Source organism: Escherichia albertii (assembly GCF_028622335.1).
Classification (GTDB): domain Bacteria; phylum Pseudomonadota; class Gammaproteobacteria; order Enterobacterales; family Enterobacteriaceae; genus Escherichia; species Escherichia albertii.
The window spans coordinates 1085148-1102836 of record NZ_CP117568.1; the positions used below are offsets into that span (position 1 = coordinate 1085148).

The following is a 17689-nucleotide window of genomic DNA, read 5'->3' on the forward strand; positions in this document are numbered from 1 at the left end:
CAAATTTAATTGTTTGTCTTTAACGCAAAGTAAAAAATGTTATGCAGTATTGCGCAAATTATCCGTCACACACTCACTTTATGAACAATTAACATATTAAATGTAAAACTTTTGTACTAGCATAAACTCAGAGAACAATACTGATGACCTGGCCATGCGGATAGAGCAGTAATGAGCAAACAATCACAGCATGTATTAATTGCCCTGCCCCATCCTCTGCTTCACCTCGTCAGTTTAGGTTTAGTCTCGTTTATTTTTACTCTCTTCTCGCTCGAACTGTCGCAGTTTGGTACGCAACTTGCGCCATTGTGGTTTCCCACGTCCATTATGATGGTGGCGTTTTATCGTCATGCCGGACGCATGTGGCCGGGGATCGCGCTGAGCTGCTCGCTGGGGAACATCGCCGCCTCCGTACTGCTTTTTTCCACCAGCTCACTGAACATGACCTGGACGGTAATCAACATTGTTGAAGCCGTGGTTGGCGCAATGCTGCTGCGGAAATTGTTACCGTGGCATAACCCATTGCAAAATCTGGCTGACTGGCTGCGTCTCGCATTGGGTAGCGCCGTTGTGCCGCCTGTATTAGGCGGTGTGCTGGTCGTTTTACTGACGCCTGGCGATGATCCGCTTAAAGCGTTTTTAATCTGGGTACTTTCAGAATCCATCGGCGCACTGGCGTTAGTGCCGCTGGGACTGCTGTTTAAACCACATTACCTGTTACGCCATCGCAATCCCCGGCTGTTGTTTGAAACGCTATTGACGCTAGCCATCACGCTGACATTAAGCGGGCTTTCGATGCTGTACCTGCCGTGGCCTTTTACTTTCATCATCGTCTTGCTGATGTGGAGCGCTGTGCGTTTGCCGCGGATGGAAGCTTTTTTGATATTCCTCACCACGGTGATGATGGTATCGCTGATGCTGGCTGCAGACCCTTTACTGCTCACCACGCCGCGCAACAACGTAATGAACAATATGCCATGGTTGCCATTTTTGCTGATCCTCTTACCCGCCAACATCATGACTATGGTGATGTACGCCTTTCGCGCTGAACGCAAACATATTTCAGAAAGCGAAACGCGTTTTCGCAACGCCATGGAATATTCCGCCATTGGCATGGCGTTAGTTGGCACCGAGGGTCAATGGCTGCAAGCTAATAAAGCGTTATGCCAGTTTCTCGGTTACAGCCAGGAAGAGCTACGCGCCCTCACTTTTCAGCAACTGACCTGGCCGGAAGATCTGAATAAAGATCTACAACATGTTGAAAAGTTGGTTAATGGTGAAATTAACACCTACTCGATGGAGAAACGCTATTACACCCGAAATGGCGACGTTGTCTGGGCGCTGCTTGCGGTCTCATTAGTGCGCCACGCCGATGGCACGCCACTCTACTTTATCGCCCAGATTGAAGATATTAACGATCTCAAACGCACCGAGCAGGTCAATAAACAACTCATGGAGCGCATCACGCTGGCTAACGAGGCGGGCGGAATTGGGATTTGGGAGTGGGAACTCAAGCCCAATATATTTAGTTGGGATAAACGGATGTTCGAACTGTATGAAATTCCGCCGCATATCAAACCAAACTGGCAGGTGTGGTACGACTGCGTGTTGCCGGAAGATCGCGAACACGCCGAAAAAGTGATTCGCGATTCATTGCAGGCGCGCTTGCCCTTTAAGCTGGAATTTCGCATCGCCGTGAAAGACGGTATTCGTCATATCCGCTCCCTCGCTAATCGGGTACTGAATAAAGAAGGCGAAGTTGAACGTCTGCTCGGCATTAATATGGATATGACCGAAGTTAAACAACTGAATGAAGCACTGTTCCAGGAAAAAGAGCGCCTACACATTACGCTGGATTCCATCGGTGAAGCAGTTGTCTGTATTGATCTGGCAATGAAGATCACCTTTATGAATCCGATCGCCGAGAAGATGAGTGGATGGGCGCAAGAAGAGGCGCTGGGGGTTTCGTTGCTGACAGTGTTACATATTACCTTTGGCGACAATGGTCCACTGATGGAGAATATCTACAGTGCAGATACCTCGCGTTCAGCAATTGAACAAGATGTCGTGCTTCACTGCCGTAATGGCGGCAGCTATGACGTGCATTACAGCATTACGCCGTTAAGCACTCTTGATGGCAGCAATATTGGTTCGGTACTGGTGATTCAGGATGTGACCGAATCACGCAAAATGCTGCGCCAGCTGAGTTATAGCGCCTCCCATGATGCTCTGACTCACCTGGCTAACCGCACCAGTTTCGAGAAACAACTGCGAACGTTGCTGCAAACGGTAAACAGTACTCATCAGCGGCACGCACTGGTGTTTATCGACCTTGATCACTTTAAAGCGGTGAATGACAGCGCCGGGCACGCGGCAGGCGATGCCCTGCTGCGCGAACTGGCATCGCTAATGTTAAGCATGCTGCGCTCCAGTGACTTACTGGCACGACTCGGCGGCGATGAATTTGGCTTACTGTTGCCAGACAGCAACATCGAAAGCGCCCGTTTTATCTCCACACGCATTATTGGTGCGGTAAATGACTACCACTTTATATGGGAAGGGCATGTACACCGGGTCGGCGCCAGTGCCGGAATTACGCTGATTGATGGCTGTAATCATCAGGCCGCAGAAGTGATGTCGCAGGCAGATATCGCCTGTTACGCCTCAAAAAATGGCGGCCGGGGTCGGGTAACCGTTTACGAGCCACAGCAAGCCACGGCACATAGCGAGCGGACAGTCATGCCGCCTGATGAACAATGGCTGATGATTAAAGAAAATCAGCTCATGATGTTCGCTCACGGCGTTGCTTCGCCACGGATCCCGGAAACATGTAGTTTGTGGCTGATTTCACTTAAGCTCCAGAACGACGAAGGCAATGTTATTGATGAACACGTTTTTCGTCACGGCTTCAGCGATCCGGCGCTCAGTCACGCCCTTGACCGCAGGATATTGCATGAATTTTTCCAGCAAACGGCAAAATCGGCTGCCGATAAAGGATTAAGCATCGCCCTCCCCTTTTCCGTTGCCGGCTTAAGCAGCGTTACATTGGTAGACGAATTGCTTGAGCAACTGGAAAAAAGCCCGCTACCGCCGCGGTTGTTGCATTTGATTATTCCTGCAGAAGCCATCATCGATCACGCACAGGCCATTCAAAAACTACGACTGGCGGACTGCCGTATTGTGCTCAGTCAGGTGGGACGTGATCTACAAATTTTCAATACGCTGAAAGCAAACATGGCGGATTATCTGTTACTCGACAGCGAGTTGTCCGCCAGCGTACAGGGGAATTTAATGGATGAAATGTTGATTTCGATTATTCAGGGCCACGCCCAGCGGTTGGGCGTAAAAACCATCGCTGGGCCTGTGGCGTTGCCGCTGGTGATGGATACACTTTCCGCTATTGGTGTCGATCTGATTTACGGCGATGTGATTGCCAACGTTCAACCGTTGGATTTACTGGTGGATAGCCGTTATTTTGCAATTAACTGAATATTGCCAATACTCATTGCCGGATGCGACGCTGCGCGTCTTATCCGGCCTACAAATTGCTCATTCCCCAGAACGGATAAGGCGCTCGCGCCGCATCCGGCGACCAGCGTCATGCTTCGTCTGGTTGCCAGCCCTCCGTATACCAGATATGCAATAGCGCATAAGAACGCCAGGGTCTCCAGCGTTCGGCATAACGGCGGATTTGTGCAGACGTCATTCCCGGAAATCGCTGTTTAATCAAATAATCATCTGGCAAAAAAACGTCTTTCGCCTGCCAGCCGCGTAAGGCGAAATAATTTGCCGTCCAGCGTCCGATACCTGGAAAAGTTTGTAACCTTTTCATCGCTTGCTCAATATCGTCAGGCGTCGTTATCGATAAGGCCCCCTCCAGCGCCGCACTGGCTAAATGAATCAGAGCTTCTGCCCGTTTCAACGGCATCCCTAGCGCTTTCAGCGCCAGCGGATCGGCTGCCGCCAGCCGTTGTGGTGTCGGAAAGCAGACATAATCAGGAAAATCATCCAGCCGTTCGCCATATAACTGCGCCACTTTGGCGGTCAGTTTTGCCGCCATCGCCACACTCACCAGTTGGCCTAAAATGGCGCGCACGCCCTGTTCAAAAGCATCAACGCTTCCGGGTAAACGCAAACCAGGTCGCGCCGCACCTAACGCGCCCAACGCGCCGTTAACCATCTGCGGATTACATTGCAAGTCAAACAAACGGCTGATTCTCGCCAGACACTCGGTTGCAACCGATTCTAATCCCGTACTCAAGTTCAATCGTAGTGAATGGCTGTCGATATCTGGCACAACCGTCACCACGCCTCGATGTTCTCCCACCGCCAAGCTGCGGGCATAATAATTGTCAGCAACCGTTTCCACACCACTCACTGCACGAGCAGCGAGAAATCCCAACATCCACGACCAGTCATAAGGCGGTTGCCAGTTCAGGGTATACATCGCATCTCCTTGTTCATCCGCTTTCAGCATAAACGTTATCCAGACGCTACGCTTTGCTTTCATATTCCGGTTGTCGCGGCAGCAACATTTCGCTAAAGTCACGCCCCTTCTTCACCGGCATGGGGATTATTTCGTGTTTATTGGTTTTGATTACGGTACAGCAAACTGTTCAGTGGCGGTAATGCGCGATGGCAAACCACAGTTGCTGAAAATGGAAAACGACAGCACGCTGCTGCCTTCAATGCTTTGTGCGCCAACACGTGAAGCGGTCAGCGAGTGGTTGTACCGCCATCATGAGGTTCCGGCAAACGACGATGAAACGCAGGCGCTCTTGCGTCGGGCGATTCGTTATAATCGCGAAGAAGATATCGATGTCACGGCGAAAAGCGTGCAGTTTGGTCTCGCTTCACTGGCGCAATATATTGATGATCCAGAAGAAGTATGGTTTGTAAAATCACCGAAATCATTCCTCGGAGCCAGCGGATTAAAACCACAGCAAGTGGCGCTATTTGAAGATTTAGTCTGCGCAATGATGTTGCATATTCGCCAGCAGGCGCAGTCGCAACTACCGGAAGCGATTACCCAGGCAGTAATTGGTCGTCCGATCAACTTCCAGGGACTGGGCGGCGATGAAGCAAACGCCCAGGCGCAGGGGATTCTGGAGCGTGCAGCAAAACGCGCCGGATTCCGCGACGTTGTTTTCCAGTATGAACCGGTGGCGGCTGGACTGGATTACGAAGCAACGTTGCAGGAAGAAAAACGCGTGCTGGTGGTGGATATCGGCGGTGGTACAACTGACTGTTCATTGCTGCTGATGGGGCCGCAGTGGCGTTCGCGTCTCGATCGTGAAGCCAGTCTGCTTGGGCACAGCGGTTGCCGTATTGGCGGTAACGATCTGGATATCGCGCTGGCATTTAAAAACCTGATGCCGCTGCTCGGCATGGGCGGCGAAACCGAGAAAGGCATCGCTCTGCCGATTCTGCCGTGGTGGAATGCGGTGGCGATTAACGATGTGCCCGCCCAGAGTGATTTCTACAGTAGTGCTAATGGTCGTCTACTTAACGATCTGGTGCGCGATGCCCGCGAGCCGGAAAAAGTCGCTCTGTTGCAAAAAGTCTGGCGCCAGCGGTTAAGTTATCGACTGGTGCGCAGCGCGGAAGAGTGCAAAATCGCCCTTTCCAGCGAAACAAAAACCTGTGCATCACTGCCATTTATCAGCGACGAACTGACAACACATATTAGCCAACAAGATCTGGATAACGCGCTCAACCAACCGCTGGCGCGCATTCTGGAACAGGTGCAACTGGCGCTGGATAACGCCCAGGAAAAACCGGATGTTATCTATCTGACCGGCGGTAGCGCCCGTTCGCCGCTGATAAAAAAAGCACTGGCAGAACAACTGCCGGGCATTCCGGTTGAAGGCGGCGACGATTTTGGCTCCGTTACTGCCGGTCTGGCGCGTTGGGCGGATGTGGTCTTTCGCTAAAGGAGACGTGGCTCAACAGCAGCTTAAATCTGACTGCACCTGGGCCGTTTTCTCGACCGACTGTCGTAACAGCGCCATCAACCATATCAATACAAAGACAGCGAGGCTCCGGGTTACTGGCAAAATCTCTGGTGGCAAACGAAGAAACTTTCAGAATTACCCCCCGCAGCATAGATAATTTTTCTATTCGCCTCGCAAGAACGAGGAATTGCAGATTGACAGTAAGGGGAGAGTGACATAATTTCAGGAGTGAGGGTTGAGCGGGGTTTCCCCCGCCCTGGTAGTCTTAGTAAGCCGGTAAGCTAATCACTAAGAGCACCACGATGATGAGTAGCTTCATCATGACCCTTTCCTTCTTCTGGCCCCTGCTCCGGTAGGGGCTTTCCCGTTTCAGCGTCCCGCTGAAATCGTCGGCTTACCTCCTGTCGCCATGTATGCAGTCTATCGCTGACTTGCGGATAAAATAGTTTCACCTGTGATTATTGCGTAACGACTCGCAAAGAATATTTGCTGGCAGGATCGCAGAGTGCAAAGCCTGCGGATTGACAACCTGTACGTGAAAGCATATTTTCAGGAGTGAGGGTAGAGCGGGGTTTCCCCCGCCCTGGTAGTCTTAGTAAGCTGGGTAGCTAACGACTAAGAGCACCACGATGATGAGTAGCTTCATCATGACCCTTTCCTTATTAAAGGATGACAAAATCATATAAATTATTTAAGAATCATATTGTTATACGTATTTGCGGTTAAATAACAGACTACAAAATGCGACAAAACACAACATACCCAGTCACTATGAATCAACTATTTAGATAGTATTAGTGACCTGAGACAGAGCATTAGCGCAAGGTGATTTTTTGTCCTCTTGCGCTAATTTTTTGTCATCAAACATACAGCCAATCAGAAGAGCATAAAGCTGCCAAGCATTATATGTCTTAGTTTTATGCTCATTTTCATTAAAAATATATATAATAAGACTAATATCAGTATAAAATATTTATAACACTTAGAGTAAAAATGTAATCAGCTTATACAATCAACAATAATTTAAACTATAAAAAAACAATAACAGAAACATTTATGATTTATTTTAAGTGTTCAAGCGATAAACTGGTAAATTTAACAACTTAATTTTGAGATCTAAGTCACATCAATCAAGCATTCAAACAGTTATATATTAAAGCTGTCCACATCGGATATGTGACACTAATAGTATCAATGGATTGATATTATTAATGGATATAAACATGTAATAAGGATTTATTATGAACATTCAACCAACCATACAATCTGGAATCACCTCACAAAACAATCAACATCATCAAACAGAACAAATACCCCCTACACAAATACCGCAATCCGAATTACCTCTAGGATGCCAAGCTGGATTTGTTGTTAATATTCCAGATGATATACAGCAACATGCACCGGAATGCGGTGAAACAACAGCTCTACTGAGCTTGATAAAAGATAAAGGTCTGCTCTCAGGGCTAGACGAATATATAGCTCCTCACCTTGAAGAAGGATCCATAGGAAAAAAACATTGGATATGTTTGGTTTATTCAATGTTACCCAAATGGCATTAGAGATACCTAGTTCCGTTTCAGGCATCTCTGGTAAATATGGTGTCCAGCTAAACATTGTAAAACCAGATATTCATCCTACATCAGGTAATTATTTTTTACAGATATTCCCTCTGCATGATGAAATAGGTTTTAATTTTAAAGACCTTCCTGGCCCGTTAAAAAATGCATTAAGCAACAGTAATATATCAACCACTGCAGTGTCGACTATTGCATCTGCTGCAACATCCGCTGCAACCACTGCAGTGTCGACTATTGCATCTGCTGCAACATCCGCTGCAACCACTGCAGTGTCGACTATTGCATCTGCTGCAACATCCACTGCAGTGTCGACTATTGCATCGACTGGAACATCAGCCACTACTTCGACGGTAACCACCGAGCCAAAAGACCCAATACCATGGTTTGGATTAACAGCTCAAGTGGTTCGTAATCATGGTGTAGAACTTCCTATAGTCAAAACTGAAAATGGATGGAAGCTTGTTGGAGAAACACCACTTACTCCTGATGGGCCGAAAGCAAATTACACGGAGGAGTGGGTTATCAGACCGGGAGAAGCAGATTTTAAATATGGTGCATCTCCATTACAGGCAACTCTAGGGCTGGAGTTTGGCGCACATTTCAAGTGGGATTTAGATAACCCTAATACTAAATATGCCGTTCTTACCAATGCTGCCGCAAATGCGCTTGGTGCTGTAGGGGGATTTGCAGTATCCAGATTTGCTGGTACAGATCCAATGTTAAGTCCTCATATCGGTGCAATGGTTGGGCAAGCAGCAGGACATGCCATACAGTATAATACCCCAGGATTAAAGCCAGACACTATTTTATGGTGGGCTGGTGCGACACTGGGGGCTGCCGATTTAAATAAAGCAGAGTATGATAAAGCACGGTTCACTGACTACCCTCGAATCTGGTGGCATGCAAGAGAAGGCGCAATTTTCCCCAATAAAGCAGATATTGAACATGCGACAGGGGCCGATATACGCGCAATGGAAGAAGGTGTACCCGTTGGGCACCGACATCCAAAACCGGAAGATGTGGCCATCAATGTCGAGGGCATTAATTCACAACATCATAATCCATTAAATCATGTTGATATCGTTGATATCATCCAAGAAACAAGAATCTAATTTTTAGTTTTTCTCATTGAAAAATAATAGCTGAAATGGATGACAGCTATTATTCATAAATATTATTACATTTTCATCATCTTCCTCCCTAAAATAGATACACTAAAAGCAAAGGTTATAGATAAGTTGAGATAACTGCTCATTAATCAAACACATAAATTTGATAATACCAGAAAACAACTCAATATTTATCCTACAAGGAACACACCAGATGGCCACAGTTATACTCTTACACATGGTATAACTGTGATTTGTTGACAGAATACCGATAGGCTAATTTTGTTTTGAGATTAACATTTTATGCTATTAACTTTCTTTTAAAATAAAGCTCTCTCTGTCTGGCACAAAATAACACTCATCTTTTCCTATAATCATGGATGCTGTTATAGTCTCTCTACTCAGAGGATGGGGAGCTTTCATATCAATAAGATTAATTAATGCTGTTTTATCATACAATGTGCATACATCTGAGCTCATAGAGTTTCTCATGAAAACCCCTTTTTCTGGTTCACATAATGTAATGGGACATGTTCGTGATATCACTGATCCTTCCAGCTTTTCATTTTCCACATTAAATGAGCATAACTCAATTTTACCCAACAGATTGTCTGACTGATGATTAGATAATAACGTCATATTTTCGAGCACCTCTATTTCTCGCAATACTTCAACCTCACGGCTTGACAAACCACCAACATTAAGAGTCCGTTCAATATTATCTATATACTGATGTCCAAGCCGAGTATCTCCCTCAGACAAAGCACTGTTATTAATACGCCCAATAAAATATCCATCTATTTGCATGGGACGTATTGATACCATCAAATTCCCCAACCTGATCAGAGACTCCCCACTAACACTCTGACTACGTATCTCAGACCAAGTTTCCTGAGGAATATTAGACATCAAATTACCCTGAGGCAAAATATAATGTGTTAAATCTACAGGCATTCCTCTCCATCCATTTTAATAATTTAATTTTGCTTTAGTAAAAAATAAAAAACACATAAACTATATTTATAGCATTAATTATCACTTACAACAAAAAGCTTCTCTTTTTGCATCAAAGTGACATTCGTCTTTTCTCATAATCATTGATTCTGTTATACGTTCTCGACTCAGAGGATGAGTTCCACCTGCTTTAATAAGTTGCAGCAACGCATCCTTATCATACAAACTACATATAGCAGAACTTCGGGAGTTTCTCATGAACACGCCAGTCTCAGGTGTGTCCAGCGTTATCGGACATGTCAAAAATGACTCCGGGCAAGAAAAGTGATTAGAGTCTGGATGAAATGAACAAGAATCTACTTTGCCTTGTAATACTGTATTACCTGTTTTCTCTTCCCTGTGCTCTGCTCTCACGCTCTGAAAATATCTATTAACGCTACTTAAAAAATCGATCCCTCTATTTAATTGCCTTTCCAGAGCCACTGCCCTTCCTTCCATTCGATACTCACGCCTCAATAACCTATTCAACAATCCTCCTCTCACAGGCTCAACCGAAAACCCATCCAGCATCTGAACATGGGAAATAGAATATTGCCCACGACCAGTGGATACTCTTATTTCGCCTTCGCTCCTGGCTGCATCCTGCAAAGCCTGTATTCCAGCAGGAGATAATTGAGATACACTGGGTATATTTAACGTGGTAACTGGCATAAAAACCTCATTCAGCAATTTATTTCATTCTGTCAATGATGCTTCATCATATGAAATATAAAAATAACAGCTAGATAAGTTAATTTTATTTTGAGATAAACATTCCATGCCATTAACTTTCTTTTAAAATGAAACTCTCCCTGCCTGGAGAAAAATAACACTCATCTTTTCCTATAATCATGGATGCTGTTATGCTCTCTCTACTCAGAGGATGGGGCGCATCCATGTCAATAAGATGAATTAATGCAGATTTATCATACAATGTGCAAACATCTGAACTATGTGAATTTTTCATAAAAACACCGGTCTCTGGTTCGCATAATGTAACTGGACATGTTCGTGAGTTTTCCGGGGCATTCAACTCTGCACTCTCCACATTAAATGCACATGCCTCAATCTTATCCAGCACGCTCCCTGACTGATTTTTAGAAAATAAAGAGATGTTATTATGTATTTCAATTCCACGAAATATTTCAACTTCACGGCTTGAAAACCCACCTCGATTTAACTCGCGCTCAAGATACTCTATATGATTGAAAGCAATCTGAAGAGAATTTTCATCCAAACCACTCTGGTTAATACTCCCAATAAAAAAACCATCTATAGACATAGGGCGTATTGACACCATCAGATCTCCCAGCCGAATTTGAGCTTCTCCAGAAGCACTCTGATTACGTATCTCTGACAAAGTTTCTTGAGGAATGCTGCGTAATACATTAAATTGTGGTAAAATATAAGGTGTTAAATCTACAGGCATAAAAACATTATCTCCGTTTAAACTTAAGGTGCATTCCATAATGCAATCAAAACATAAAAGTCAAATTACAGCAAAGGCATTTCTTTTTGAGTCAAAGTAACATTCATCTTTTCTCATAATCATTGATTCTGTTATCGATTCCCGACTGAGAGGGTGAACGCTCCCTTCACGAACCAGACGAGAAAAAGCAAACGAATCAAATAAAGTACAAATAGATGAATGCTTAGAATTCTTAACAAAAACACCGTTTACTGGTTGATCCAGTGTAATTGGACACTGAAGCATCTCAGCAGAACACTGAAACGACTCACAATCAACAATAAAGGAACATTCTGATATTCTTGCCTGCAATAATGGCAAGGAAGAGTTTTCTTGTTGTTGTGTTTCTCCGATTTCGGAAAGCACGCTTAACATTCTGCTTCTGAGTGCATCTACGCCATTATTAAGACCAAGATTCAATAATTCCGCATAAATCCTTCCCCTCCCGTCCCCCTCGGCCAAAAAACGGCCAGGTTCTGATTCATAGGAAACTCGAACTATGTGTTCGCCTATACGGATTTCTCCAATCTGCCCAGCCATTACCTGGTGGCGTAGTTCTGTTAACTCATTAGAGAATGAAGCCGATGATATATATGACACTAATCCAGGCATTACTATATTCCCTAGTATGGTTAAATATTTCCTCAATTCTTCTATAACAAACATCCTCCAGACATTGCAACACAAAAACCGGAGCCGGACTCCGGTTTTGTGAAGCTGTCGGGTTACTTCATCCCGCCAATATTTTCCCACTTCCCGTCAGCACGCAGAATTTGCAGCGGTCTTACCACGCACTGTATCTGCTTTTTATCCGCATCCAGTATCACCACCTGCGTGATTACCCTGGCCTGCTCCGGGATAATACCATTCTCATCTGACTCCAGGATGTCTGCCGGCCCCAGTCGCAGTTGTGCTGTAAGTGACTGCCCGTGTTCACGGCCATCATGCTTTCCGCAACCGCACAGACGCTGCATAAGTTTTTTTAGTATGTTCATGTCATTCTCCTGTTCTGCCTGTATCACTGCCCACTTCATCCAGCCCCTTAACATCCTGCCACGGCCCGTCACCAAATCTGACCTGCAAATGCTGAAACATCCCCTGAACCTGTGTGGCATCTTTGGGGTCAAGAAAGGTCAGTCCGGTGATGAGCGCACCATCTGTATCCGGGAACCAGCCATAGCTGTTTGTCTCAATAATGCTCATCGGCCCCAGACGAAAACGGATTTGTGTCTCGCCCGGGTCTCCCTTCGGCCCCTGAGGTCCGGTAGCCCCTACCGGACCTGCCGCTCCTGTTTCTCCTTTCGGTCCCTGTGGGCCTGCCGGGCCTGCTGCACCGATATCTCCCTTTGGCCCCTGTGGACCTGTACTTCCCGTCAGACCGGTCTCTCCCCGTTCTCCCCTGTCGCCTTTCGGCCCCTGCGGGCCTGCCGGACCTGTATCTCCTCTCGGTCCCCGTTCGCCGGTTGCCCCGACAGGGCCGGTGTCACCACGCTCTCCCTTATCACCCTTCGGCCCCTGAGGGCCAGCGGGCCCCTGTTCCCCCTTTGGCCCGGGAGGTCCCACCACGGTGGGGATTCGGTTTACGGCCTCTTCCGCCGCTATCCTGCTTTGTTCCGCTGACTGTGCGCTTTCTGCTGACTCCCGGGCTTTTTCTGCTGCGGTCGTTGCATCCCTGGATGCATTACCGGCTGCACTTTCTGCCGTCTTTCTTGACAATTCAGCTTCTGCTGCACTTTGTGATGACTCACTGGCTTTTTGAGCGGCCGCAGAAGCCGAGGACGAGGACGCATCCTCTGACTGCTTTGCTGAGGCTGCACTTTCCGTCGCCTGCCGGGCTGACTCCGATGCATCCCCTGCAGAAGTCTCAGCATTTACTGCACTCTTTTCCGCCTGGCCGGCTGATATACCCGCATTCCTCGCTGACGTCTCCGCCTCTCCGGCATTCTTCTTCGCCTCCTCAGCGTGACGCGCTGCCTCTTCCACCATCTGTTCAAAACGACGCAGTGCCTCCGGCCGGACATCATCCTCCGTCATGGCACCGAGAAAATCATTCAGCGTACCCGGCTGAGAATCTTCATACACTGTGATGGTCCCGGCATGTGACGGCGGAAATCCCTCCACCAACAGAATGACGCTGTACTGACCGTACTCAACGTCCATTGTGTAACTCCCGGCTTCATCCGGGTTTTCTGAGGCCACTGTGTTCACCACCACCGTGGTGCTGTTGCGCCTGGCCTTTAGCTGAATGGTGCAGTTTTGTATCGGCTTACCTGCACCATCTTTCAGTACACCTGAAATCCGTACTGCCATATTCCCCCCACAAAAAAGCCCGCCTGAACCGGCGGGCTGTCATAAAGCTGTGTTACTAATCAGAATTTATAACCGACACCCACGATGAAACCGTCAGTGCGCCAGTCTCCGCTGCCGGAGCCTTCATAAGCGACATCAACGGCCACGGATTCGGTCGGGTTAAACTGCACGCCAACTCCCCACGCCAGAGAGGTATTGCTGTGGCGAGCGTCATCACTTCCGGTCAGCACGTCGTGCGTTTTCCTCTTGTTGTCAGTTACGCGGAGATAATCCCCGGAGAAAGTCGACACACGGCTGTAAGCCACACCCGCCATCGCATACGTGCTGAACCATTCATTCACGCGCACAGATGGCCCCGCCATTACGCTGAACCAGCGGTTACGCACGGAATCTTCATGCCAGCGGGTATCGCTGTAACGGGTAAGCTGGCGATTCTTGTCTCCTGCATAGCTGAATGACGTCACCAGCCCCAGCGTGTCCGTAAACTCATAACGGTATTTCACGTTAATGCCCTTCAGGTCATCACTGCCTGGCATATCAGTATGGGTCTGAAGATACCCGGCGCTTAGTGTGGACTGATGCTCTGCTGCGCTCGCTGGCGTACCAGCGGCAACCAGCCAGACTACTGCGGACAGAATAACAGCACATAATTTACGCATAATTACCTCTCGCTTTTCTGCAATAAAAAAGGCGCCATTTCTGGCGCCCGTTATTAGGGTTATAAATATTTCAACGGATACTGATGCCGGAAGCCGCTTTTTTGGTCACAATCACCGTACAGTCGGTGATATTGCCTGCCCCCTGATTCCCTTTCTGGAAAATCTTAAACTCCAGAGTGACGCTTCCCCTGCCACTCGGCATATCAATAACCGCACTGTAACTACCGGGAATGGCCCCTTTAGTTTCTCTGGATGCGATTAATACGCCGTTTTTGCGAACTTCAAAACCATAACCCGTGTATCGCGTGCCTCCGGGGTTATTTCCGCTCCCCGGATCGGTATACGCTATACCGTTAAAAATAATGGGCGGAATAATGATTTGACGGTCAAAGTTATGATCATCGCTGATGGTGACTGTAACCGTACCGCCTGGTGTTTCCGTGTTACCCCACGTACCGACTTTTTTCGGGAAGGCTTTTGATACAGCTTTAACGAAATCCCCTCTGACCTGGGTCGCCTCCAGCATGCCCTTAATCGTACAGTTCTCACTTATCGTGACATTGTTGAGCGTTCCTGAGTTCGCATTCACGTTACCGCTGATATCAGCGTTTTTCGCCGTCAGCCGCCCGTCCGGTGTCAGAGAAAATGCCGGAGGATTGCCGCCGCTGGTGATGGTCGGGGCCGTCAGACGCTTCAGGAACACGTCGTTCATGAATATCTGATCGCCCTGACCAACAAACATTGGTCGTGTGTTGCCATTAGACGGATCAATAAACGCAATACGGTTAGCGGCGACCAGAAACTGGCTCAGCTTGCCTTCTTCCGTGTCCTCCATGCTGAGGCCAATACCCGCGACATAATGTTTGCCGTCTTTGGTCTGCTCAATTTTGACGCCCCACATGGCATTCCACTTATCGTTGGCGTCCTGCCACTCTTTCGAAAACTCCTCCAGTCTGCTGGCGTTATCCTCCGTCAGCTCGACTTTTTCCAGCAGCTCCTTGCCGAGATGGGATTCGGTTATCTGGCCTTTGAAAAAATCCAGGTAACCTTCCGCATCATCGCTCGCCTGACCGACATCCTCCACGAATACCGATTTGCCAACGGTGTTCACACTACGGATATAAAAGTAATAATCATGGCCCGGTTTGATATTGATACTAGCGGCTATCCAGTACATCCCCGTGCCAAGATAGCGCGCGCTGGTTTCAACCTGCCGGATATCGGCAATCCGCTTTTCCGAAAACCAGAACTCAAACTGTACCGTCGGGTCATAAACTGCAAGATGCGGAGTGGCGGTTATCTGAAAATAGCCCGGCGTCAGCTCAATCTGTGACGGCGCTGCCGGTGCGGCAATCCTGAACGATACCGACGCCGGGTCGCCCTGCTGTCCCCACGCATTTACCGCCCGGACTGTCAGCCTGTAGTTCCCCAGCGCCAGTTGCCTGAAACGATATTCGGTTTCCGTCGTCCGGGCCGTGCTGACCAGCCGCTCACTGCCGTCATCCGCTGCCACGGTCAGGCGAAGCATAAAGCTCACCCCCTTCACCACCTTCGGCGTGTCCCAGCGCGCCAGCACCTGATATTCCCCGCTGTCTGCCGAGACTTCGGCGGTCAGGTGCTGCACCGCTGGCGGCGTGACACCATTCACCGTGCCGCTCTGGTCGCCGTCAAAGTGCGCCCCGTTATCCACGATGGCTTCTTTTTCAGGCACATGCTGCACGGCAGTGATGGCATACGTGCCGTCGTCGTTCTCACGGATACTCACACAGCGGAACAGGCGCTGGCGCAGCGTCGGCAGCTTCAGCCCACACACACTGTATCCGGCAACGCCGTCAGGAACCCGGCTCACTTTCACCTGCACGCCGTCGGTGACGGACTGGACCTCCACGCTGACCGGACTCCCCGTCCCATCGACCAGGCTTATCAGTGTGGTGCCGGAGGCTGGCAGCGTGATTTCACGGTCGAGCGTCAGCGTCCGGGTCTGGCTGTTCACCGCCAGCACGCGACCACCGATGCTGATACCCGCATAGTCATCATCGCAGATTTCAATGACGTCTCCCGGCACATGGCGAAGCCCTTCTGCACCCACGCTGAAGTCCACGGTCTGCGTTTCCAGCAGTTCCGTTTTAATCAGCCACAGCCCGGCGCGGTGCGCCTGCCCCCGGCTGGTACAGCCAAAGGCATCCATCTTCGTGACGTTACGACCGTAACGGGCAATGGCCTGCGTGTCCTCCACAAGCTCTGTCGCCGTCTCCCAGCCGTTGTCCGGGTCAATCCAGTTCACCTCAACGGCGTTATGGCGGTCCTTCAGGGCGCTGAAGCTGTAGCGGAACGGCGCGCCATCATCCGGCATCACCACATTACTGCGGTTATAGGTCCACACCTTATCCGACGGTCGGTCCTGCACGAACGTCAGCGTCTGCCCGTTCCATACCGGCATACAGCGCATCGCCGAGCAGAAATCACTGAGCACATCCCACGCCCGGCGCTGCGTGGCCAGGTACGCATTACAGGTGATGCGCGGCTCCGTGCCGCCAGAGCCATTCGGTACCGACTGGTCGCAGTACCGACCGATGGCATACAACGCCCATTTGTCCACATCAGCTGCACCAAGACGTTTCCCCATGCCGTAGCGCGGGTGGGTCAGCATGTCCCACAGACACCAGGCCATGTTGTCGCTGTATGCCGGTTTAAACGTTCCGTCCCAGATACCGCTGTATTGCCGCGTCTGCGGGTTATAGTTCGACGGCACCTGCAGAATGCGCCCGCGCAGATGATAATTACGGCTCACCTGCTGGCTGCCAAACTGTTCCGAGTCCACCTGCACGCCGACCAGTGCCGTGTTCGGGTAGCACTGTTTCACATCGATAATTTCGGTGTATGACGACCAGAGCGTTTTGTTCTGCAGCTGGTCTGTGGTGCTGTCCGGCGTCATCCTGCGCAGCCGGATATTGAACGGGCGCGGCGGCAGGTTATCCACCACTACCGAGGCCAGATACTGCGAGGTGGTTTTGCCCTTAATGGTGATGTCTTTTTCCGTCACCCAGCCACCATTACGTTGTATCTGAACCAGCAGGCGAACTTCCGACGGATTCCGGTCCCCCTTTGAAGTGGTTTCCACCAGTGCCTGCACACCGAAGGTAAAGCGCAGACGGTCGATGTTTGCCGACGTGATGGTCCGGGTAATCGGCGTGTCGTACTTCACCTCCGTACCCAGCACCGTCTCGGAGCCGGAGGATTCAAATCCCTCCGGCGGTGTCTGCTCCTGCTCACCTGCCCGGAACACCACCGTGACACCGGAGATATTGGTATTCCCCTCACTGTCCAGCACTGGCGTACTGTTCAGCAGCACACTTTTTAATCCATCCACCGGACCTTCAATCGGCCCTTCACTGATGGCATCGATCACACTCAGCAACTGCGTGGATTTCAGGTTGTCCTTCGCTTCGCGCGGGGTATGCCCCTTACTGCCACCTTTACCCATAGATAATTCCCGAAACAGTAATCAATTTTATGCGAACCATATAACGACCGCTTGCAACAAAAATGCATCTGTTGTATTTCATTTGTTAAAACTTAAATCACCTTGATTAACAACACGAAATGACGGGGTATT

General features: G+C 48.9%; 13 protein-coding genes and 1 pseudogene. 3 read left to right on the forward strand and 11 right to left on the reverse strand.

Annotated elements, in window-relative coordinates; translation table 11 throughout:
* Positions 1-171: 171 nt before the first annotated feature.
* Positions 172-3489, forward strand: a complete 3318-nt coding sequence (locus PS053_RS05400) for a diguanylate cyclase (protein WP_256879450.1) — start codon at positions 172-174, stop codon at positions 3487-3489.
* A gap of 109 nt (positions 3490-3598) precedes the next feature.
* Here PS053_RS05400 and alkA read toward each other — a convergent pair whose 3' ends face one another.
* Complete coding sequence (alkA, locus tag PS053_RS05405) at positions 3599-4447, reverse strand: DNA-3-methyladenine glycosylase 2 (protein ID WP_256879458.1); 849 nt, start codon at positions 4445-4447, stop codon at positions 3599-3601.
* 133 nt (positions 4448-4580) lie between these two features.
* Here alkA and yegD point away from each other — a divergent pair, with 133 nt between their 5' ends.
* Positions 4581-5933 carry a molecular chaperone gene (gene yegD / locus PS053_RS05410; protein WP_059217434.1) on the forward strand — a complete coding sequence of 451 codons (1353 nt, stop codon included), beginning with the start codon at positions 4581-4583 and terminating at the stop codon, positions 5931-5933.
* Positions 5934-6219: 286 nt separating this feature from the next.
* Here the strand turns inward: yegD and PS053_RS05415 are convergent, their stop codons facing one another.
* Positions 6220-6276, reverse strand: coding sequence for a type I toxin-antitoxin system Ibs family toxin (locus PS053_RS05415; protein WP_103054298.1), 57 nt, complete (start codon positions 6274-6276; stop codon positions 6220-6222).
* A 270-nt stretch (positions 6277-6546) separates the two neighbouring features.
* Complete coding sequence (locus tag PS053_RS05420; RefSeq protein ID WP_102204210.1) at positions 6547-6603, reverse strand: type I toxin-antitoxin system Ibs family toxin; 57 nt, start codon at positions 6601-6603, stop codon at positions 6547-6549.
* Between the two features lie 592 nt (positions 6604-7195).
* Between PS053_RS05420 and nleA the strand changes: the two are divergent.
* Positions 7196-8646, forward strand: a pseudogene (gene nleA / locus PS053_RS05425) (type III secretion system effector NleA).
* A 306-nt stretch (positions 8647-8952) separates the two neighbouring features.
* Here nleA and PS053_RS05430 read toward each other — a convergent pair.
* The 8 genes from PS053_RS05430 to gpJ all read right to left on the reverse strand — a co-directional run bounded on the left by PS053_RS05430 (position 8953) and on the right by gpJ (position 17557).
* A complete protein-coding gene (locus PS053_RS05430; protein WP_064763529.1) occupies positions 8953-9597 on the reverse strand; it encodes a T3SS effector NleG family protein in 645 nt (214 codons plus the stop codon).
* Between the two features lie 81 nt (positions 9598-9678).
* The gene (locus PS053_RS05435; RefSeq protein WP_273774719.1) at positions 9679-10308 is read right to left on the reverse strand and encodes a DUF1076 domain-containing protein; all 630 of its coding nucleotides are present in this window, start codon (positions 10306-10308) and stop codon (positions 9679-9681) included.
* A gap of 112 nt (positions 10309-10420) precedes the next feature.
* Positions 10421-11065 (reverse strand): T3SS effector NleG family protein, encoded by a 645-nt coding sequence (locus tag PS053_RS05440; protein ID WP_161538623.1) that lies wholly within the window; start codon positions 11063-11065, stop codon positions 10421-10423.
* A 60-nt stretch (positions 11066-11125) separates the two neighbouring features.
* Positions 11126-11716 carry a T3SS effector NleG family protein gene (locus PS053_RS05445; RefSeq protein ID WP_059221821.1) on the reverse strand — a complete coding sequence of 197 codons (591 nt, stop codon included), beginning with the start codon at positions 11714-11716 and terminating at the stop codon, positions 11126-11128.
* 113 nt (positions 11717-11829) lie between these two features.
* Entirely contained in the window at positions 11830-12099 is a 270-nt protein-coding gene (locus tag PS053_RS05450; protein WP_095575662.1) for a phage tail fiber C-terminal domain-containing protein, read from the reverse strand.
* A 1-nt stretch (position 12100) separates the two neighbouring features.
* A complete protein-coding gene (locus tag PS053_RS05455) occupies positions 12101-13414 on the reverse strand; it encodes a prophage tail fiber N-terminal domain-containing protein (protein ID WP_273774720.1) in 1314 nt (437 codons plus the stop codon).
* Between the two features lie 59 nt (positions 13415-13473).
* A complete protein-coding gene (locus tag PS053_RS05460) occupies positions 13474-14073 on the reverse strand; it encodes an Ail/Lom family outer membrane beta-barrel protein (protein ID WP_262933649.1) in 600 nt (199 codons plus the stop codon).
* Positions 14074-14143: 70 nt separating this feature from the next.
* Positions 14144-17557 carry a phage attachment tail tip protein J gene (gene gpJ, locus PS053_RS05465; protein WP_262933650.1) on the reverse strand — a complete coding sequence of 1138 codons (3414 nt, stop codon included), beginning with the start codon at positions 17555-17557 and terminating at the stop codon, positions 14144-14146.
* Between the last annotated feature and the right edge of the window lie 132 nt (positions 17558-17689).